This window comes from Paenibacillus sp. FSL R10-2736 (assembly GCF_038000245.1).
Classification (GTDB): Bacteria; Bacillota; Bacilli; order Paenibacillales; family Paenibacillaceae; genus Paenibacillus_AQ; species Paenibacillus_AQ phytohabitans.
In genome coordinates this window covers 3,412,935-3,433,213 of record NZ_JBBOBN010000001.1, presented here as the reverse complement: position 1 = coordinate 3,433,213, position 20,279 = coordinate 3,412,935, and the positions used below count along the sequence as shown (strand labels likewise).

General features: G+C 43.7%; 14 protein-coding genes and 1 pseudogene. 12 read left to right on the top strand and 3 right to left on the bottom strand.

Features of this window, described 5'->3' with window-relative positions:
• The first annotated feature begins 337 nt into the window (after window positions 1-337).
• From NSQ73_RS14835 to NSQ73_RS14815, 5 genes are all read left to right on the top strand, one after another.
• A complete protein-coding gene (locus tag NSQ73_RS14835; protein WP_340987033.1) occupies window positions 338-4,114 on the top strand; it encodes a glycosyl hydrolase 53 family protein in 3,777 nt (1,258 codons plus the stop codon).
• 275 nt (window positions 4,115-4,389) lie between these two features.
• Window positions 4,390-5,232 (top strand): hypothetical protein, encoded by an 843-nt coding sequence (locus NSQ73_RS14830; RefSeq protein WP_340987032.1) that lies wholly within the window; start codon window positions 4,390-4,392, stop codon window positions 5,230-5,232.
• Between the two features lie 327 nt (window positions 5,233-5,559).
• A complete protein-coding gene (locus tag NSQ73_RS14825) occupies window positions 5,560-6,000 on the top strand; it encodes a hypothetical protein (RefSeq protein WP_340987031.1) in 441 nt (146 codons plus the stop codon).
• A gap of 312 nt (window positions 6,001-6,312) precedes the next feature.
• Window positions 6,313-6,789, top strand: coding sequence for a MarR family winged helix-turn-helix transcriptional regulator (locus tag NSQ73_RS14820; RefSeq protein WP_445669509.1), 477 nt, complete (start codon window positions 6,313-6,315; stop codon window positions 6,787-6,789).
• A gap of 45 nt (window positions 6,790-6,834) precedes the next feature.
• The gene (locus NSQ73_RS14815; RefSeq protein WP_340987028.1) at window positions 6,835-7,773 is read left to right on the top strand and encodes an NADP-dependent oxidoreductase; all 939 of its coding nucleotides are present in this window, start codon (window positions 6,835-6,837) and stop codon (window positions 7,771-7,773) included.
• 176 nt (window positions 7,774-7,949) lie between these two features.
• Here NSQ73_RS14815 and NSQ73_RS14810 read toward each other — a convergent pair whose 3' ends face one another.
• The gene (locus tag NSQ73_RS14810) at window positions 7,950-8,318 is read right to left on the bottom strand and encodes a winged helix-turn-helix transcriptional regulator (RefSeq protein WP_340987026.1); all 369 of its coding nucleotides are present in this window, start codon (window positions 8,316-8,318) and stop codon (window positions 7,950-7,952) included.
• 217 nt (window positions 8,319-8,535) lie between these two features.
• Between NSQ73_RS14810 and NSQ73_RS14805 the strand changes: the two genes are divergently transcribed.
• From NSQ73_RS14805 to NSQ73_RS14790, 4 genes are all read left to right on the top strand, one after another.
• Window positions 8,536-9,504 (top strand): NAD(P)H-dependent flavin oxidoreductase, encoded by a 969-nt coding sequence (locus NSQ73_RS14805; RefSeq protein ID WP_340987024.1) that lies wholly within the window; start codon window positions 8,536-8,538, stop codon window positions 9,502-9,504.
• 102 nt (window positions 9,505-9,606) lie between these two features.
• Complete coding sequence (locus tag NSQ73_RS14800) at window positions 9,607-10,032, top strand: MarR family winged helix-turn-helix transcriptional regulator (protein ID WP_340987023.1); 426 nt, start codon at window positions 9,607-9,609, stop codon at window positions 10,030-10,032.
• Between the two features lie 873 nt (window positions 10,033-10,905).
• Complete coding sequence (locus NSQ73_RS14795; RefSeq protein ID WP_340987021.1) at window positions 10,906-12,264, top strand: glycoside hydrolase family 28 protein; 1,359 nt, start codon at window positions 10,906-10,908, stop codon at window positions 12,262-12,264.
• 40 nt (window positions 12,265-12,304) lie between these two features.
• Window positions 12,305-13,744: a glycosyl hydrolase family 28 protein gene (locus NSQ73_RS14790; protein WP_340987019.1), complete on the top strand. Its 1,440-nt coding sequence runs from the start codon at window positions 12,305-12,307 to the stop codon at window positions 13,742-13,744.
• A gap of 565 nt (window positions 13,745-14,309) precedes the next feature.
• Here NSQ73_RS14790 and NSQ73_RS14785 read toward each other — a convergent pair.
• Window positions 14,310-14,822 (bottom strand): annotated as a pseudogene (locus NSQ73_RS14785) (C40 family peptidase); the annotation flags it as partial.
• Between the two features lie 1,235 nt (window positions 14,823-16,057).
• The gene (locus tag NSQ73_RS14780; protein WP_340987017.1) at window positions 16,058-16,600 is read right to left on the bottom strand and encodes a TetR/AcrR family transcriptional regulator; all 543 of its coding nucleotides are present in this window, start codon (window positions 16,598-16,600) and stop codon (window positions 16,058-16,060) included.
• Between the two features lie 158 nt (window positions 16,601-16,758).
• On the opposite strand from NSQ73_RS14780, the gene NSQ73_RS14775 reads away from it, so the two are divergent.
• The 3 genes from NSQ73_RS14775 (at window position 16,759) to NSQ73_RS14765 (ending at window position 19,834) form a co-directional block, all read left to right on the top strand.
• Window positions 16,759-17,595, top strand: coding sequence for an aldo/keto reductase (locus NSQ73_RS14775; RefSeq protein ID WP_340987015.1), 837 nt, complete (start codon window positions 16,759-16,761; stop codon window positions 17,593-17,595).
• Between the two features lie 93 nt (window positions 17,596-17,688).
• Window positions 17,689-18,432, top strand: a complete 744-nt coding sequence (locus NSQ73_RS14770) for an SDR family oxidoreductase (RefSeq protein ID WP_340987014.1) — start codon at window positions 17,689-17,691, stop codon at window positions 18,430-18,432.
• A 421-nt stretch (window positions 18,433-18,853) separates the two neighbouring features.
• A complete protein-coding gene (locus NSQ73_RS14765) occupies window positions 18,854-19,834 on the top strand; it encodes an aldo/keto reductase (protein WP_340987013.1) in 981 nt (326 codons plus the stop codon).
• Window positions 19,835-20,279 lie beyond the last annotated feature (445 nt).

The following is a 20,279-nucleotide window of genomic DNA, read 5'->3' as shown; positions in this document are numbered from 1 at the left end:
ATATATATGAAAATAATGTAATTATAGTGTTTTTATTATATTTTGGAAATTGAATATCAACTGTGATAAGAATCACAATTAATGCAATAAATTTGATAAATGATAATTATGCAATAGCGAAGTTTAATACCCATACAGAAACAGGAATCTCTACAATATGTAATCAAATTTATTAATTCAATTAAAGGGAGCTTTGGATTAATAATTTTTTTTAGTTTGTTGCAGAGGTATTACTTATAGTTGATCTGCTCCATCCACACCTGATCTTTATTTCTTTACAATAAGGATGTTAAAGGCTGGAAACTGCAGTTATTAAATGAATAATGGAGGTTGAACTATGAGAATCAGCAAAAAGGTTGTTGTAATCATTCTTACATGGGCGATGATTCTGTCGGTAGTATCAGTTGGTTTGCCCGCGAATGTAAACGCTTCATCGGTTTCCGGAGGCTTTTCCAAAGGTGCAGATATCAGCTGGCTGCCGCAAATGGAGGCTTTAGGCTATAAATTCTATAATGATAATGGCCAAGAGGAGGACCTATTACAAATACTTAAGGAGCACGGCATCGATTCCATCAGAATCAGGGCCTGGGTTAATCCGTCAGATGATCCGGCCAGTGGTCATAACAGCACACAAGAGGTTGTTGCACTGGCTTCCCGGGTAAGTGCCTACGGGTTCCGTGTGATGATTGATTTGCACTACAGCGACAGCTGGGCTGACCCTGGTCAACAGGTTACCCCTCAAGCCTGGAAGGATGACAATATAGAACAGCTGAAGGCGCATGTCTCGCAGTACACTACGGAAGTGATGCAGGCGCTCAAAGATGCAAATGTAACACCGGAATGGGTGCAGATCGGAAATGAGATTAATAATGGAATGCTGCATCCTTTAGGAAGCTACAGTAATACAACCAACCTCGTTCAGTTGATCCAGGCCGGTTCACATGCTGCCAAGGCGGTGTTCCCGGATATTAAGGTCATCATCCATCGGGCCAGCGGAGCTGAAGCAGGGGTTGGACCATTTTTTGCCGGTCTGACAGCGGCCGGTCTTAAGGATACGGATTACGATATCATCGGCTTATCTTATTATCCTGATGCCATATTCACCTCTACCCTTAACGATCTCAGCAACAATATGAATGCGCTGGAAGCTAAATATGGCAAAGAAGTAATGATCGTTGAGGTTGGAGGTAATGTTTCAGAGGATGTTGATAGCGTATACAATATGCTCGTGGCCGTTCAGAATAAACTGAAGGCTGTTCCGGACAATAGGGGAACCGGTATCTTTTATTGGGAGCCTACCGGTGTATTGTTTGGCTATCCGTTATCGGCATGGAACATTGACGGCACACCGACATTGGCTATGGATGCCTTCATCGACGGTGCAGCCGAAATCAACCGCCATCCGGTTACCGCGGTGTCCTTAGATAAGCCTGTAACCGCTATTGAAGTAGGCGGGACGGATAAATTAACCGCCATTTTCGATCCGTTGAATGCAACCTATAAAGGAGTGAGCTTTACAAGCTCTAAGCCGGAGGTTGTTAAAGTAGATCCTTATAGTGGAATACTTTCCGGGGTTTCTGTCGGAAGTGCCACCGTGACTGCAGTTACCTATGACGGGGGATTCTCTGCATTCAGTGAGGTCACGGTAATTCCAAGTTCAAATTTGATACAGAATCCCGGGTTTGAAGATGAGTTGAACGCATGGGAGCTTTCAGGAGATACAAGTGCAGTCAATATTGAAAAAGATGCACATTCGGGGTCATCAGCCCTGCATTACTATAGTGCGACTCCTGCTGAATTCAGGACTTCGCAGACGATCACCGGTCTGGAGAATGGAACGTACACTTTGTCGGCCTGGGTATCCGGCGGGGGCGGTGAAGAGATTTCAGAAATTTTTGCCGGCAGCAGAACACAGCAGTTTACAAATACGGGATGGCAGAAATGGAGCAAGCCGGTTCTGGATCTTATTGAAGTTACGGATGGAACCCTCACCCTGGGCGCTCATCTTAAGCTTGCTGATGGACAGTGGGGGAATATCGACGATTTCGAGCTGATTAAGAAGGATACCAGCAAGCTGCTGGATTTGAGGGTGAACGGCGCTACGGTTAGCGGATTTGATCCAACCGTTCAGGACTACAGTGTAGTTCTGCCGTATGGCACGACTGTATTGCCAGCGGTTGAGGCGGTTGCAGAACAAGGCATATCGGCAGAAATTACACAAACTGCTGCGCTGCCTGGAAGTGCAACCGTTGTTGTCAAGGGAGAGGTAGTGAGAACCTACACCCTCCACTTCACGGTGGATTTGAACCCTGTGGTTAACTCCGGCTTTGAGCAGGTGAATGAAGCGGGTCTGCCTGATGGCTGGACCATTCCTGATCCTGCTGCCCTGACCGCGAGTTCGGATGGCCGTACCGGTGCAAGATCACTGGGATTCTGGAAGGATTCCGCCTTTACACTGGACGCCTATCAGACACTTACCGCTCTGGAGAATGGAATCTACATGCTGACGGCCTGGTCGCAGGGCGCCGGGGATGAGACGAAGAATCAGCTGTACGCCTTGAATGGCGAGAAGACCCTTCTGAGCTCAAGCTTCGCAAACAAGGGCTGGAATGTATGGAACCAAGCGGTTGTTGAGAATATCAAGGTTACGGATGGAACACTGAAGATCGGGATTTCCCTTGAGGGGAACGCGAAGGACTGGGGCTCTTATGATGATATTGTGCTGGTTAAGACCGGTGACACTCCAGTAGAACCAACACCAACACCGACACTAACGCCTACATCATCACCAACGGCGATACCAACGGTGACACCAATACCAACACCAAATCCAACAGCTTCCAGTGAAGATAACGGGTTGACTTCAACAGGGGGCGTCAGTACTGCAACCAGTACTCCGGCGCCAATTCCGGCAGCCGTAATCTCTGGCACTGCTGCTGACGGCAGCACTACTTATAGTGTGAAGATCAAAGCAACGGCAGGCAAGGAAGCAGGAGCTGCCATCGTCAAGCTGGATTCCACTATAATCAGTGATCTGGTCGGCAAGGTCAAGCAAGCCGTAGCGGCCGGTCAAAAGGTTGTCATGGAGATTCAGATGAATCCGGAAACAGGCCAATCATCTGTTGATGTAGTTATAGCTACGGATGCTCTCAAGCAGTTAATGGAAGCCGCCGGGGCAGAGCTGAAGCTGAATACAGGCATTGCTGATATTACCTTTACGTCTAAAGCAGTAGCTGCAATTGGAAGTGCAGCAGCAGATAGCACAATCAGCATTAAGAAGCTTGCTTCATCAAGCTTGCCGGACAAAGCCCGGAGCAAGCTTGGAGACAGACCGGTTGTAGACTTCTCTGTAACAGCCGGAAATGCTGAAATTACTGCATTCAACGGTGAAACAGTTAAGATCAGTGTACCTTATACGCCAAAAGCAACTGAAAAGTCAAATGCCATTGTTGTGTATTATATCGATCAGACAGGAAACCTTCAGCTGGTTAATGGCGGCTACGATGCAGCAGCCGGAAAGGTTAATTTCCAGACCGCCCATTTTTCAAATTATGCTGTAGGGTATAACGAAATCAAATTCAATGATGTTGCACCGGGCAACTGGTATTCCAGCGCTGTCGATTACTTGGCAGCGAGAGAGGTGGTTAAGGGGGTAAGCAGCTCTGTGTTTGCACCCGAGGCCCAGGTGAAGCGGGCTGACTTTCTGATGATGGTCATGAATGCTTTCGGCATTAAGCCTGATGCAGATAGCGCCGATAACTTTACAGATGCAGGGAATAAATACTACACAAGCTATCTCGGTACAGCCAAGAAACTGGGCTTGATTTCCGGTGTGGGCGGCAACTCCTTTATGCCGGAGGCCGTCATCAGCAGACAAGAGGCATCGGTAATTCTGTACAATATCATGAAGCAGCTGAACCGTCTGCCGGATGGCAGCAACGTTCAGAGCTACGACAGCTTTACAGATGTCAGTGCAGTAGCCGGATATGCCCAGACAGCAATGAAGCAGTTTGTGGAAGCGGGAATACTCACGGGCTTGGGCAAAGAGCTGAGTCCAGGGGCTGCCGCGACCCGGGCAGAGGCAGCACAGATTATATATAATTGTATTAAATAACAAGCTGAATAGCCGGCTGCCAGCAGATTCCTGGCGGCCGGCTATTTGTGTGAGTGGATAAGAATGGACCCGGTCTCAAAATCGATCCTTTATGAGGTTGATAATTAAGAACCTTAATGGGGCAGCAACAAAAAACACAGGACAATTTTACCTGCTAAGTTATATAATATCAGAGGAAAGCATTTTGCTGTTTGCTGCCTGCAACCTATTCATGAAATGTTCTAGCAAAATTGGTAGATGCTTTACTATTAATAATTAAGCGGGGATAAGGTTATATGAAACGAAAGAGTTTGATTTATTCGTTATTGCTAGCAATTATAGTATCGGTTGTATCCGGGAGTGGTAGTATTCATGCGGCTGCACGGAACATCACCGACATTGTTAAAGTGACCAAACCTGCTGAGATTAAAGTTGGGGAGTGGAAGTCATACGAGATAGCCATAACTGACTGGACCGATGCAGACGTTACGGAACATGACTTCACTCCAATCTCTTCAGATGAGAATGTTGTCAAGGTCGTACGGAAAACGAATTGGGTTTCTGAACTTCATGCAATAAACAAAGGGATTGCTACCTTAACTGTCAATATTGGAGAAAATTTTGAACCTTATGTATTCACTGTTCAAGTGGTGGATGATTATACAGTCATTCCTAAACCAACTTCTGAGCCAACAAAGCCGGTAATTATAAAGGAACCTACCCGTGAAGAAATCATGTTACAGGATATGGAAGATTACAATGAACAGTTGCAGCCAATAGCAAGCTATGAAGATAAAGCCATAGATACGTTTAATCAAAATAGACTCCTGAACGATTCAACAAGAAAGTCACTCTTTCTTACTTTAAACAATACTGTATTGCCCAATTATACTAAGTTTGTATCCGGGTTAAAAAACCTCAGACCTAATAATGCAGAGTTGAAAGAAATACATAACTACTTTCTGGCAGGGGCAAAACTCCAGCTGGAAGGGTTCATTATAATGCGGGATAGCCTGAAGACGACCAAAATAAATTATTCCAAATTCAATGCAGGTGAAAAGAAGGGGGCAGAAGGTATTAAGCAATTGGACAAAGCTGGGATGCTTCTTGACAAGTATAAAAGTAAATATATCAAATAAATAATTCACTATACAGGTTGTATTTCGAATTACTTTGATATCGCGTGGACGAGACCGAGTAAACAAGGTCTCGTCTTTTTTTAAAAAAACTATATCTATTAATATCACTGCATCTTCCATCTGCCTGGCAAGAAGAGAAGGAATAGTGTAATTCACAAATATTATAGCCGGGCTTCAACAAGTATGCACATCAGGCCCTTACGCTACAGAAGCAAAGCTGTTATCTCTTGGTTATGGGGAGGTTTCAGATGAAGCAGCCGCGGATATATTACAGGATATCAAGTCCGAAACTGAGGTACGTAAAACTATCATAAAAGGGGATTAGCGATGAGGATTAAAAATCTGATTGCAGGATTAGTATATGGATTCACTGCCAGCCTGGTAATTGGTTACCTTATAGCAATTTTCGGAAATGGTGTTGCAGGAGGAGCAGGAAGTGATGGCTGGTTATGGTTTTTCTTGACTTTATGTGTTCCGTTATCCTTGTCGTTTGCTATATCCGGTTTTCAATTCCACCGTATCCAATTTAAAGGCGCCAAATTTGTGGTGTTATGTATGATCATCGCATTTATAAACGTGTTAATTATGGGGACAGCTGGTGCCATTATTGTTAGTGGTGAAACCTGGGGATATGAAACCGTTAACATTGAAGGTTATTTGCAATGGGGTCCTGTCTACGCTGTTCTTTTCCTCCCCTTATCTACACCTTTGGTAGCAGGGCTTTTACTCGGATTACGAAAATCATTGAATATGATACAAGTTAAATGAATACGACAGTGATTTTTTATACCATACCGATTCTGGAGCGGGCAAACTTCGATAATCCCCCTCATGTGTTTTGCTCGTTGACTGAGCACCATATGAACATACTTCCATTAGCACCCGCGCTATGCGCGGGTTTTCTGTGGAATAAAGAAAGAGACGGAGATTGCTGTAATAGAAAGAGAAAGCAGGAAAAAATCGGGTATCTCTACTGATGAAATTCAAGATTTAGCTGTGTCTGATTGCATTTATGTTGACGGCAACATATTTAAATGTTACTGTAGGTGTGCAGATATGTTGACGACCACATAAAAGGAGATGACTTTATTGAAGCCTAGTGACAACAGCGAAACCATTGAGGATGAAATCAGTGCGCTCATCCATTTCCCCGTGAATTTTTCGATCTTCAGTCTGGCTCGTTCCCATCACCGGATTGCGGGACAACTGCTTCGGGAAGCAGGCTTATACCCGGGTCAGGAACTGGTGCTGATGCAATTATGGCACCGGGACAGCCAATCTCAGAATGATCTTACAAAATCGTTGCGGCTTGATCACTCTACCATAGCGAAGTCCGTTCGCCGTTTGGAAGCTGCGGGTCTCGTCACCTGCAGCCGTTCCGAACAGGATAAACGGGTAACCATCGTGTCACTCACCCAAGAAGGGCGTGATATTGAAACCAGAGTCGATCAGGCTTGGCGCAAGCTGGAGGAGATTACAACGGAACATCTTAATGATGAAGAAAAAGTACAGTTTGTAGCTTTGGCCAAAAAAATAGCCGCAAATCTGGAAAAGTAAATGGAAGTTAACCAAACCATGAATCATATAGGAGGAGAGATAAGCATGTCGAAAAAATTTATGCAAGCTGTTCTGGTCAACGAATACGGGGGTCCAAATGTTTTGAAGGTAGAAACCATTGATCGCCCTCAGCCGCAAGCGGATGAAGTCCTGGTTCGCATCGTGTATGCTTCGGTCATTCCGCTTGATTTTAAAATTCGGAATGGTTGGCTTCTAAATGTATTTCCTGTAACCTTTCCCTACATCCCTGGTTTCTACGCTTCAGGAGTTGTCGAAGAGGTGGGGCAAACGGTAACGGAATTTAAGTCCGGTGACCGCGTTTTTGGCGGCATCAGAGGAGCTTATGCAGAATATGGAGTTGCGAAGGAACAGGAATTAATGAAGATGCCGGAAAATCTCACTTTTGAGGATGCTGCAACAATCAAAGCAGGAGCAGAAAGCGCCTGGAAAGCCTTGTTTACTGAAGGTGAACTCCAGTCTGGGCAAACCCTTCTCCTCCATGCGGCAGCAGGCGGTGTTGGACAGTTTGCAATTCAGTTGGCAAAATGGAAGGGGGCAACCGTGATCGCCACGGCTTCATCCTCTAACATAGACTTCGTTAAATCACTCGGGGCTGATCAAGTCATTGATTATACCACAACCAAATTCGAAGATATCGCAAAAGACGTAGATCTGGTGGTTGATACCGTTGGAGGCGAGACAGAAACCAGATCCTGGACGGTTCTAAAAAAAGGGGGAACCCTAGTTTCTTTAACTCAAGATCCATCCCAAGAAAACGCGGAAAAATATGGCGTTACAGCTAAGTTCAATACCAAGTTTCCGAACCGGGATGACTTGCAACATCTAACGAAATTAATTGCCGAAGGAATAATTAAAGCGGAGATTGATTCCATATTCCCGTTAAGTCAAGCGGATAAAGCACTGGAGAAAAGTGAAGCCAGACATGGACGGGGAAGAATTTTGCTCAAAGTTAGCTCCATCTAACAAATCCCGGCCGACCATAATTATGAGGCTGATCAAAACACCTTCAAGAGAATGGAACCCTGTCCAGTCGTAAAAATAGGGAGATAATCTTGGAGGTGTTTTTGTGTTAATGTCGGTGGACAAGTCCGGATGGCGCGATTTTATATACTGGCTGATTAAGGGGTAGCCTTTATCCCTTATCCTTCATCTAATTCAGGCTTCTCCCCATATTCTTTACCGAATTCCTCCATCTTCTTTAGGACAGGCAGCAGCTTATTTCCTTTCTCTGTCAGCGAATATTCGACCCGTGGCGGAACTTCCGGATACACATTGCGCAGAATAATTCCGTCGTCCTCCAGCTCCTTGAGCTGCTTAGTGAGGGAGCCTTGCGACAAGCCTCCGAGGAATTTTTTGATCTCGGTAAACCGGCGTCTTTCCCCTTCCAGATACCAGATAATGAAATATTTCCATCGCCCCGAAAGTACATTTTGCGTAAAGGCTATTGCGTACATATCTCTTTTTTCATCAATAAACTCTTTTTCAAATCCTTCATTACATACCCGCATGATATCGCTCCCAGTCTAAAAGTACAAAAATATGTACTACGTTCATTTAAATTGCCTTCTTCGCAAATGAAACATATGGACGTATGATATTGCCAAGGCTGCTAACGGATACAAATATTATTAGCAAGCTAATGATTATTGTAACATAACCCGTAAAGGAGACCAATTAAGCTGTACAGGATTGCGACTATAGGGTGCCAAAGAGAGGATAATATTAATGAACAATCGTGTAGCAGAGATTCTTGGAATTGAAAAACCCATTTTACAAGGACCTATGAGTTGGATTACGAATGCTGAATTTGTTGCTGCCGTGAGTAATGCGGGAGGGTTAGGGATTCTTGGTCCTAATGCCGGCCAAACGACAATTACAACCTCACCGGAGGAAACCGCGGAACGTATGCGCCGTGAGATCCGGAAGACAAAGGAACTGACGGATAAACCATTTGGTACAACTTTAATTACTGATGCAGATATGAAGTTTACTTGGCCCATTTTGGAAGTTGTCATTGAAGAAGGTGTGCAAGTTATTCTTCTTAATGGTGTTGAAGGAACGCTAACTGAAAAAATAATCACCCCACTAAAAGAAGCAGGCATTAAGATTGTTTACCGTCCTTTAACTCCAACGATCGAAGATGCAAAGTCTGCTCAAGCTATGGGTGTTGATGTTTATGTTGCTACCGGGTTTGATGAGGGTGGAACATTGCCGACAAGTATTATTGGTACGTTTACAATAACTCCTATAATCGTTGATGTGCTTGATATTCCAGTGATCGCTGCTGGTGGAATAGGTGATGCTCGCGGTGTTGCAAGTGCCTTTGAGTTAGGGGCAGAAGGTGTCTTTTTAGGAAGCCGTTTTATTCCTACAGTTGAAAACCCCGCAGCACAATCAGTAAAGCAAAGGATAGTGGATTCATCTGCAGCAGATTTGTTGTTGTACCGTACTTTACCTGCTTACTACCGTTCGTTGCCTACACCGTTTGCTGAAAAATTGGTGGCTATGGATAACCAGGGCGCATCTCGTGAAGAAATTGCTAAGGTAGGAGGTAGCTCTAGTGTAATCCGTATCGGTATGCTTGAAGGTATTGGCGAAGGTGGTATTATCACTGTTGGTACCGGAATTACGCCGATCAACAAGATCCAAACTGTACAAGAAGTGGTTGATGAGCTGGCAGCTGGTATCAAGTAAAATATAGGCCATCCACGTAAAGCTCCGTTCACCGGTAGACACCTCAATTTCACCATGTTATAGTTAGTTCGCTAAAAATACTTTACAAGTTGAGGGTAAACTATGAATGATACAGTGGATTGTGATATCCGTCAGTCGCTAGACCGGATTTCTTCCCAAATGCGCCGGGATTACAGTGAATCTCTAAGAGAACTTAACCTTTATGTTGGCCAGGATAATTTGCTGTATCGCTTGTGGTTAGGCGATGGGATTACACAAATGCAAATAAGCGAACATCTGAAATGTGAGCCGCCTACGGTTACCAATATGGTTAAGTCACTGGAGCAAAACGGATTCATATACCGCAAGCGTGATGAACAAGATGCAAGGGTTATGCGCATTTTTTTAACAGATAAGGGAAAAGAGTTAGAACAACCGATTGAAGTCAAGTGGAGGCAGCAGCAAGAGAAATTACTGAAATCAATTTTACCCGAAGAGCGCTTACTGTTAAGACGGCTTTTGAAGGAAATGGAGAGTAACTTATTCTAAGTTCTCTCTTGCTCATATTGTGCAAAGAATATTTGTACTTAATCAGTTGCTTCTAATTTATGAGAAGTGTAGAGCTGAACAAGTGAGATGCTGTTCCGGTGAGTATTTCAATCGGAAAGTAGCAGGAATTGAAAATTCAGAAATGAATTTGCAATTCGAATAACGAATTATTTTGTCCAAGCGCAGACGAGACCGGGAAAATAAGGTCTCGTCTTTTTTATTGAAAACTATGTCCATTAACATCACCGAACCACCCATCTGCCCGGCAAGAAGAGAAGGAATAGTGTAATTCTGAAGCAACGGAGAGGCCATCAGCTGCCATTAAGCCTGGTGGTCTCTTTTTTATGAGTTCCCGTGCTGACGCACCGGCTGCCGGTCAGGTAAAGGTATGACAAAATATAAACATTTCAGGTGAATTTGCAGAAACTTTTAATACACGCTCGGGAATACAATTAAGCGATATGAAGAGCACCAATTTAGCACAATGGGAACGGAGGTAGAACTTGAAGCAGATTCTTTCAACGGAGACAACTATCCGAACGGCTTCTCGCAGGGACGAACGATGCGTGGTGCGGAAACAACATCTCTGTTCCATTATGACGGCCAGGTAGTGGAAGTGAAGTTTTCACGATCACATCCATGTACGCAGCGGCCCCCTTAAACACGGAACTCCATACCAATTATTGAAAGCGGGAATAACCATGACGTAGAGAGCAGATTCGTTATTGGAGCGGGGAGAAGAAGGAAGAGCTAGGCCGGTCCATGGACAAATTGAAGGCCGAACTGAGAGGTTTCAATCAGATAAAAGACGGAGAAGCACTTATCACGGAGCTTGAATAATGATCGTTTTCATCAAGATAATTGGAGGAGCGAATGATGAATGATAGTTTTGATCCGAAAGAATATGGCGCTGTGGCCGACGGCATTGCCGTAGATACGGGAGCAATCCAGAAAGCGATTGATGTTTGCTTTGAGGCGGGCGGCGGAACCGTGATGCTTGCGGGCGCTACATTTGTCTCGGGAACCATTTTTCTGAAATCCAATGTGTATTTACAGGTGAACCCGTCTGCTGTGCTGCTGGCCAATCCGGATATCAGTGACTACCCGGACGGAACGCATTATAACCGTTACATCAATGAACAGGATATGGATAAATGCTTTATTTATGCCGAGAATGCGGTGAATATTGGGGTAATCGGCCAAGGTGAAATAAACGGCAATGCGGAGAGCTTCCCGAATGAGGGCAGCATTTATCGTCCGATGATGATGCGGTTTCTGCGCTGTACGAACATTCAGGTCAAGGGACTCCGGCTCTACAATTCGACTGCATGGACAACGGCTTTTTTGGACAGTGAGAATATATGGTGCGAGGATTTGGACATTCGTAATGACAGAAGATATAACGGGGACGGCCTCGATTATGATGGTTGTAAAAATGTGTTTATCTCCAATTGCAAAATACTAGGTACCGACGACAATCTTTGTTTACAAGCCAGCAGCAAAGAGTATCCGATGAAGAATGTGCATATTGTCAATTGTCATTTCACTTCTATCTGTGCCGGAATCCGCATTGGGCTGAAATCTGTAGGCGATATCTCTGCTGTCACCATCCACAACTGTACATTTGAGAATGTATGGCGTGAAGGAATCAAGCTGGAGTGCACAGAAGGCGGCAGCATTACCGATATTGTAGCACAGGGCCTGGTCATGCGGAATGTAACCCGTCCAGTCTTCATGATCCTGAACAACCGGCTGGACGTAATCGGTTCTTCGGTCGGTCTTGAGGTTATGCCGGAAATCGGGACCATGGAGCGGATTACGCTGGCGGATATTACGGCGACGGACGACGAGGAGATGCAGCATACCCACTACCGTTTCACTGACGATGTAATGGGCTCTCCATCCTTCAACGGAATCCGGATTGATGCCTGCGACAGTTATCCCATCCGCGATGTAACCTTAAGGAATATTACGTATACCTTTATTGGAGGCGTTGATAAAGAAGACATCCCCCCGGCTTATCCCAAGGTATGGGACATGCGGTATAACAATCCGGAACAAGTATCCGAGAACTATTATCCAACCTGGAGCCGGGCGGCGTTTATGGATATCCGTAATGTGGAGCGGCTGACACTGGAAGGGATAAAGCTTCACGCTATTAATAAAGATACAAGAGCGCCGTATATTATCGAGAACTGCACGGTCTTTAAGCAAGAAATTGTGGAGTACTAATGTTACTAATCATTAACTACAACATCGACATGGAGGAAAAATGAATAAGACGATTGTTTATAGTGCACCGGGTGGGGCAATTAACACAGATGACTTTGCGGTGTATGTCAGGAATCCAGGACAAGCTTGGGAACAGCTGTTTGTGTACGAGGCTAAAGTAGATATGCACCAGGTGCGGCAAGCTTCTATGGCCTATTTTGATATGAGCGGAAGGGTAGAAGTACGGATTGAGAGCCTGAAGCAGAGCATTCAGGAAGCGGTTATTCGTCCGTTGTCAGCGAACCTTTCTTTTGAACATACGGAGAAGACACTTTCCTTCACCTTGGACCGGCCTCTGAAGTTATCGGTAGAGATTAACGGAGAGCGGTTCAGCAATCTTCATCTGTTCGCAAATCCCATTGAGGCGGTTACGCCGGACCCGATGCAAGATCATGTTCTCCTGCTTAAGCCGGCCATCCACCGTACGGAGGATATTTACCGCCTGCTGGCAACACCCAAGGTGGAAGGGGGCAACCTGCCGGATACGATCTATTTCGCTCCGGGGATGCATTATTTGGAGCAGACGCTGCTGCAGATTCCTTCGGACACGACCGTGTATATTGCCGGCGGGGCAATTGTTGTCGGTTCAATGGTCTGTGACCATGTGAAGAATGTCTCGATACGCGGCAGAGGCATTCTCTACTTGTCTGACTTTCACCGCTTCTCGGCATTCCGCGGAATCCGCATCGTCTTCTCGGAGAATATCTCGGTTGAAGGGATTATTACGCTGGATCCTCCGCATTACAGTATTTATTTGGGACAATCCAAGCATGTGCATATCCAGAATTTCAAATCCTTCAGTACCCGGGGCTGGTCCGACGGCATTGATATGATGTCTTGCTCGCATATTGATATCGACGATGTGTTTCTGCGTACTTCAGATGATTGTATAGCCATATACGGCTCACGGTGGGATTACTATGGTGATACCAGCCATATTACCGTGCGGAACTCTGTATTCTGGGCAGATGTCGCTCATCCCCTGATGATCGGAACCCATGGGAACCATCGGGAGAATGGAGATATTATTGAAGATATTCTATTTGAGAACATCGACATTCTGGAGCACCATGAACCGCAGCCGAATTATATGGGAGCGCTGGCTATCAACGCAGGTGATAATAATTCGGTCCGGAATGTGGTCTACCGCAACATCCGTGTCGAGAATATTGAGCTGGGCCGTCTCATCGACCTAAGAGTAGTATGGAACAAAGACTATAATCCCGTACCAGGCTTCCGGATCGAGAATATCAGCTTTGAGGATATCACTTACAATGGCGACACCAGTCATCCAAGCCAAATCTTTGGCTATGATGAAGAACGGACGATCAACAATATCAGCTTCACCCGCCTTTCAGTCAACGGCAGACTAATCCTTCAGCCAGAGCCAGGAATTATGGAGATTAATGAGTTTACCCGCGGGGTTTCATTTGACGCTTAGGATACAACTAAAGATGCGGGAGTTGAGAATTTACAGCGTTATACACGGGCGAATCTTCCAAATTCAACGATACCGTTCAATTGTATAGTGGTTGTGGCCGAGCTTGTGAACAGCAGCGGAATTACCCGCAGCGCTGAAATGCTAGTCATCGTCACGAAATAGAATGTGAATGACAAATTATAAACATTTCAGGTCGTGGTATTATAACTCTTAATGTGCCGCTTGGCAGATCTTATACGAACGAAAGCGGCCTTTAATAGGTGCTGCCATCGAACAACTACTACGTAAACAAACCGAGGGTCCTCCGTTGCTAGTAATAATCATACTAAAAACTCCCTCACCAAGTACACGGTTAAGGAGTTTTCATATTATAATAAAACCGCATACTCCATCGTTAAAGATAACTTCATTCTTCTTATGATTAAGTAGCTTATTTAATATTGTTAAGCCAATCCCAAGCATCACCGATCGTCTGATCCTGAGACGAATCAGCGGAGGGAGAAGCTGGGGAGAGTGTGTCCGGAGTAGCAGATCCGCTATCTGAAACAGCTTGTCCGTTAGCAGGTAATACGCGGCGTGCTGTTGTATAATGTGAATCCCACCAGCCTGTATCCAGAGCAGTAATGGTCACTCCATCTTCTCCGTACGTATGAAGTATTTTACCGTTGCCCATATATACCGCTACATGGTGAATCGGAGAATAGAAAAATATAAGATCGCCAGGCTGAAGCTCATTTCTTGGCACAAATGTTCCAGTTGTAGACTGGTCTTTGGAAGAACGGGGGAGTGTGATTCCATTTTGTTCGAAAATAAACTGCGTGAATGAAGAGCAGTCAAAAGAACTCGAATCCCCTGACTCTGCACCGTATTCATAGCGGACGCCCTGATATTTCAATCCTGTTGCAATGACCTGATCGGCAACGCTCGTAGATGCGGAGTCTGAGGCAGATGTACTTGTTGCCGCATATGCTGTACTGCTGCTGCCGGTCAAGCCGGTTGCGCCAGTAAGCAAGACCACGCCTAAGCTGATTACGATACTTAAGTTGCGTAAACGTCTTGTGCCGTGAGTTGTATTCATATGTTACCTCCTGTTGTTGCAGTCTGGTTAATTGTCTGATTCAACTCTAACACAGAATTTATTAACATTAATTGTTAATGACTGCGATTTCACTTCTCCATCAAGGCTTACAAGCCGTTTATTAAAAAAAAATTACGATTTTGTCATTATTTTTTATTGACATGCCTGGTACAGGGACCGCTTGTTGGAGATTGGCCATTCGCTCATGGAGATGAAGGACACCACCGGATTCACCATTTCCTGCAGTGCTGGACAGAAACGTCGTCGAGAGAGTGAGGGCTGCAGTGATCCAAGCAGCTGTTTATTCCGGGCAAGCGAGAGTTATGCCTGTTGACTTGATGGATGGAGTGTCGTAATCAACCCAACAACGGGAAAGGCTGTGTATTTCATTATCCATTAACTGCAAAATTGTAAGGATTCCCGGTAGTTATTTTGCATGGCTGGTCTTTGGATCACAGTGTAATGTCTGTATGCCTTGAGCCAAGTATGATGGTAAAACATATGTACCGGCAAGGATATCCATGGATTATCCAAAAAATTATCAACTGATTAATTATGTAAGTTCTTATATTAAGAAGCATGATTATTAAAAACAACTCCAATTTAGTTGTTTTTTTATTGCTAGAATAGGGGCTTTGTCGGCAATGGGACTAAGTTCTTGTCACAAGGGACTATGTTCTTGTTCACAAACATGTTTTTTGTCGGAAGACAAGAACATAGTCCCATAAGAGCCCGCGCCCAGCGCGGGTTTTCTATTTTAAGGGACCAAGTTCTTGTCCTTTTCTCAGGACAAGAACTTGGTCCCTTTGCCGAAAATGGACAAGAACATGGTACTATTGCTGATTTGATAAATATCTAAATAGCCATCTCGTTGGACGACCTCTAATTATTTCTAATATGCAGTCAGTAACTGCAGACCTTCAACTGTTAAGGCAATCATATGTTCGTATTAGGCGGCGACATTCGGTCCAGCGCTCGTCAGTCCAGCCGTTCGGATCAATAGTCATTTTGTATATACCCTAAATGTATATGTAGAAAAGTGTGAATGGGCGTGATGGACATGCTTGTGGAAGAACAAAAAATTTCACCCTTTCCTCGCTGTGGGAGGAAAGGGTGAACAGAAATTTGGTTCAATAACCATATCATCAGTATCGACGCAAGCTCGCCACGCTTACTAAGTTTAATACTTTCATGAGATCGAATGTCATTTTACGATAATTATAGCATTTTGGAACCTATGACAAATTCATGTCTAACATAAACTCCGCTTGTTTATGCATAACGCTTGGTGGATAGGGCATGCCATTTGTAAACCACCACTCTACGAGTCCTACGTATGCTGGTGCAAAAAAATGGATCATAATGTTCTCGTTTAAACCGTTCTTTTTCCCCTCGATTTTTTCCCACCCCGTGCGAATATCCTCAATAACAAAATCAAGGAATCTGCTGCGGAAGAAGGAAGCCCCCATACTTGTCAGTAAAGCTGAAAAGAATGCATAATTTCTTTCAAAGTATTCAAACCAGGTGATATTGACTTCATCCGAAGGGGATTGGGGATAGCAGATTTCCTGGAGTTCATTGATATGTTCTTCAACGAGCTTATCCAATAAATCGTATTTATCCTTGTAGTGTAAATAAATTGTTTTGCGGTTCACGTTTGCTCTGTCGGAAATTTCCTGAACGGTAATTTGATCAAAATCTTTTTCATTCATTAATTCAACGACTGCTTTTTTGATCGCTTCTTGCGACTTTGCGATCCGTCGATCCACTTTAGACATGCACGATCCCTACCTTCCATACTTGTGCCTCAAAATCTTTGTTTTTGTTACTTATTCCGCAAAGGCTTCGTATCTGGCCATTGCGATATGCTGACTTTATTAGCATAATACACAAGTGAGGTTTAATCCATACGAGAGTATAAAGAGGAGGGCTAGATATGCAAAATGTTATTTTGAACAACGGTATTGAGATGCCTATTCTTGGCTTCGGTGTTTATCAAATTGAGGAACCAAGCCAATGTGAACAGACTGTGTTCGATGCTATTATGGCTGGCTATCGTCTGATTGATACCGCCGCTATTTATTTAAATGAAGAGGCGGTGGGAAAAGCCATCAAACGAAGCGGCGTCCCAAGAGAAGAACTATTTATTACAACAAAACTTTGGGTTAAAGATGCTGGGTATGAGAATACAAAGAAAGCATTCGAAATATCCCTAGAAAAACTACAGTTGGATTATTTAGATTTATATTTAATTCATGAGCCATATGGGGATGTATATGGTTCTTGGCGGGCTATGGAGGAATTGTACCGTGAGGGCCAAATCAGGTCAATTGGCGTTAGCAACTTCTATCCTGACCGTCTAGTGGATTTGATTATTCATAATGATGTCGTTCCCGCAGTAAATCAGGTTGAAACCCATCCTTTCTATCAGCAAACTGAAAGTGCAGAATTCATGAAAGAGAATGGCGTTCAGATAGAAGCATGGGGACCTTTTGCTGAAGGAAGAAATAACCTCTTCCAGAATGAGGCTTTAGTATCCATAGCTAAAGAATACAATAAATCAGTCGCCCAGGTGGTTTTACGTTGGTTGATACAAAGAGGGGTTGTTGTCATTCCGAAATCTGTTAATAAGGAAAGAATCATCGAAAACATCAATATCTTCGATTTCGAAATAAGCCAGGGGGATATGAATAAGATTGCTGCGTTAGATACAGGAAAGAGTTTGTTCTTTTCTCATTCCGACCCTGAAATTGTGAAATGGATGAGTAATTAAAAGACTGGTCAAGACCTCGAACCGGAACACTAAAACGCATTAGCTTGCTTGAACGAAATTGTTTCTAAAAACTAAGAAGAGGTGTTATTTATCATGTCTAAAATCAAAGATAAAGTTGTTGTTATTATGGGTGCATCAAGTGGGATTGGTGAAGCAACTACCAAAAAGCTTGCACAAGAAGGAGCAAGACTGGTGATTGCCGCTCGCCGTGAAGACCGCTTGAAATCACTTGTTGAGTCATTGCCAAATGTTGAAATATCATTTTTAGTTGCAGATGTAACAAATAAAGAGAAAGTTCAAGCGGTTGTTGATTTTGCAGTTGAAAAATATGGTCGTGTAGATGTAATGTACAATAACGCTGGTGTTATGCCACTAGCTCTACTTTCAGAAAACCGTTTTGACGAGTGGCGACAAATGTTAGAAATCAACATCATGGGTGTTCTAAATGGGATTGCTGCTGCATTACCCATCATGAAAAAACAACAATCAGGTCATATTATTACGACTGATTCTGTTGCTGGTCATATCGTCATGCCTACCGCTGCCGTATATTGCGGAACGAAATTTGCTGTTCGTGCCATTATGGAAGGTTTGCGACAAGAGGAACATGAAAACAATATCCGTACCACTATGATCTCTCCAGGGGCAGTGGATACTGAGTTACCTAAAAGTTTCAATGACCCACAAATGGTAGAAATGTTGAAGGAAACTGCAAGTATAGAAGGTTTTGGATTAAGACCAGAAGATATTGCAGATGCAGTAGCTTATGCGATTAACACACCTGAAAGTGTTGCTATCAACGAAATTTTAATTCGTCCAACAAAACAATCTATGTAATAGAATAACAATATTCGCAGTACTAATATTGTAGTCTATGATGACTAATAAGCGGAAAAGCCCCATGATAATCAAAGACATGAAAGACACTATGTTGTTCGATACAGGAGAAGCATACGTGTTTTCTCAATATTTTGTTGGAAAGAGTTATTTGAAAATGCTCACACCAGCACCAAATGCTGTTGGGAAGGTAACGTTCGAACCAGGTTGCCGGAATAACTGGCATTCACATGAGGGAATGTGGTAATCAGTACGCATAAGAAAATAAAGTGAAAAAGAACAGTTGACGTAGATAAATAGCGCAAAATTGAAATACATCCGCGAAAGAGATAATATTGGTTTCAGAGAAAAATTATTATCTGATCGCAAATGTCGGAAGATGAAGAGAGTTCATTCTTTTTTAAATAAAGGAGGAAATTAAATGGAATATGTGAAGCTTGGAAATACTGGATTGGACGTATCACGGCTTTGCCTTGGCTCAATGGGTTTTGGTGATCCGGAGCATTGGGTTCACAAATGGGTACTCAATGAGGAACAAAGTCGACCCGTGATAAAAAAAGCACTAGAGTTGGGGATCAATTTTTTTGATACCGCGAACGTATATTCCTTAGGTAGAAGCGAAGAAGTTCTCGGACGGGCACTCAAAGATTATTCAAATCGAGATGAGATTGTAATTGCAACTAAACTTCATGGGCGTATGCACGAGGGGCCCAATGGTGCAGGGCTTTCTCGTAAAGCAATCATGTCCGAGATAGATAAGAGCCTGAAGCGACTAGGAACCGATTATGTAGACTTATATCAAATTCACCGTTGGGATTATGATACGCCGATTGAGGAAACTATGGAGGCTTTAAATGACGTAGTTAAATCTGGAAAAGCAAGATACATTGGTGCTTCCGCAATGTTTGCTTGGCAATTTCAAAAGGCACTATTTGTAGCAGAGAAGCATGGATGGACTCGGTTTGTATCCATGCAAAATCACCTAAACCTCATATATCGGGAAGAAGAGAGAGAGATGTTGCCACTCTGCAAAGCTGAACAAATCGGCGTAATCCCCTATAGTCCACTCGCAGGAGGAAGACTAACAAGAGATCCCAAGGAATTAACTTATCGATCTGAAACGGATCAAGTTGCGAAACAAAAATATGATTCTACAGCAGCGGCAGATCAATTGGTCGTGGATCAGGTTAGTGTTATTGCAGAACGTCACGAAATTTCCCGCGTACAGGTCGCATTAGCCTGGTTGCTACAAAAACAACCGGTAACAGCACCCATAATTGGAGCTACTAAAATTTCACATCTTGAAGATGCTGCATCTGCAATTTCTATCTCGCTAACATCTGAGGAGATTTCATCGTTAGAAGAACCTTACGTACCTCACCGAATTGTAGGCCATCAGTAATTGTGGGATAAGACACTATTGAGTCCGCAATCTCAGTATTGGTGAAAAATCAAAGGACATCTATCAGCCATTCAACTCTGGTAGGTGTTTTTTGCTTTTTTTTTGCACAAAAACAAGGTTTACTATTAATATCAATCGAGGAATAGAGTAGAAGAACCAACTAGAGAATTTTGATTCAAAGAACCTGTTTGATTAAACTCCAGATGTGCTCAAAACTATCTTAGTAGTCTGGAGAATTCCATGACTTTTTAAAGCATGGGAGACTAAATACCGCAAACGCGGATAGATTCGCCTCTGCCCGCTCATAGTGAGAATCTTGATAGTCCATGAGCCATCGATAATCTGGTAGGAGTCCCAGAGAACATCGTGTAATACCGATGGATTGCTGTCCACATATTGTGTGTTAAGGGTAAACATTTTGGGATTTTAGTTATACGCGGTCTCC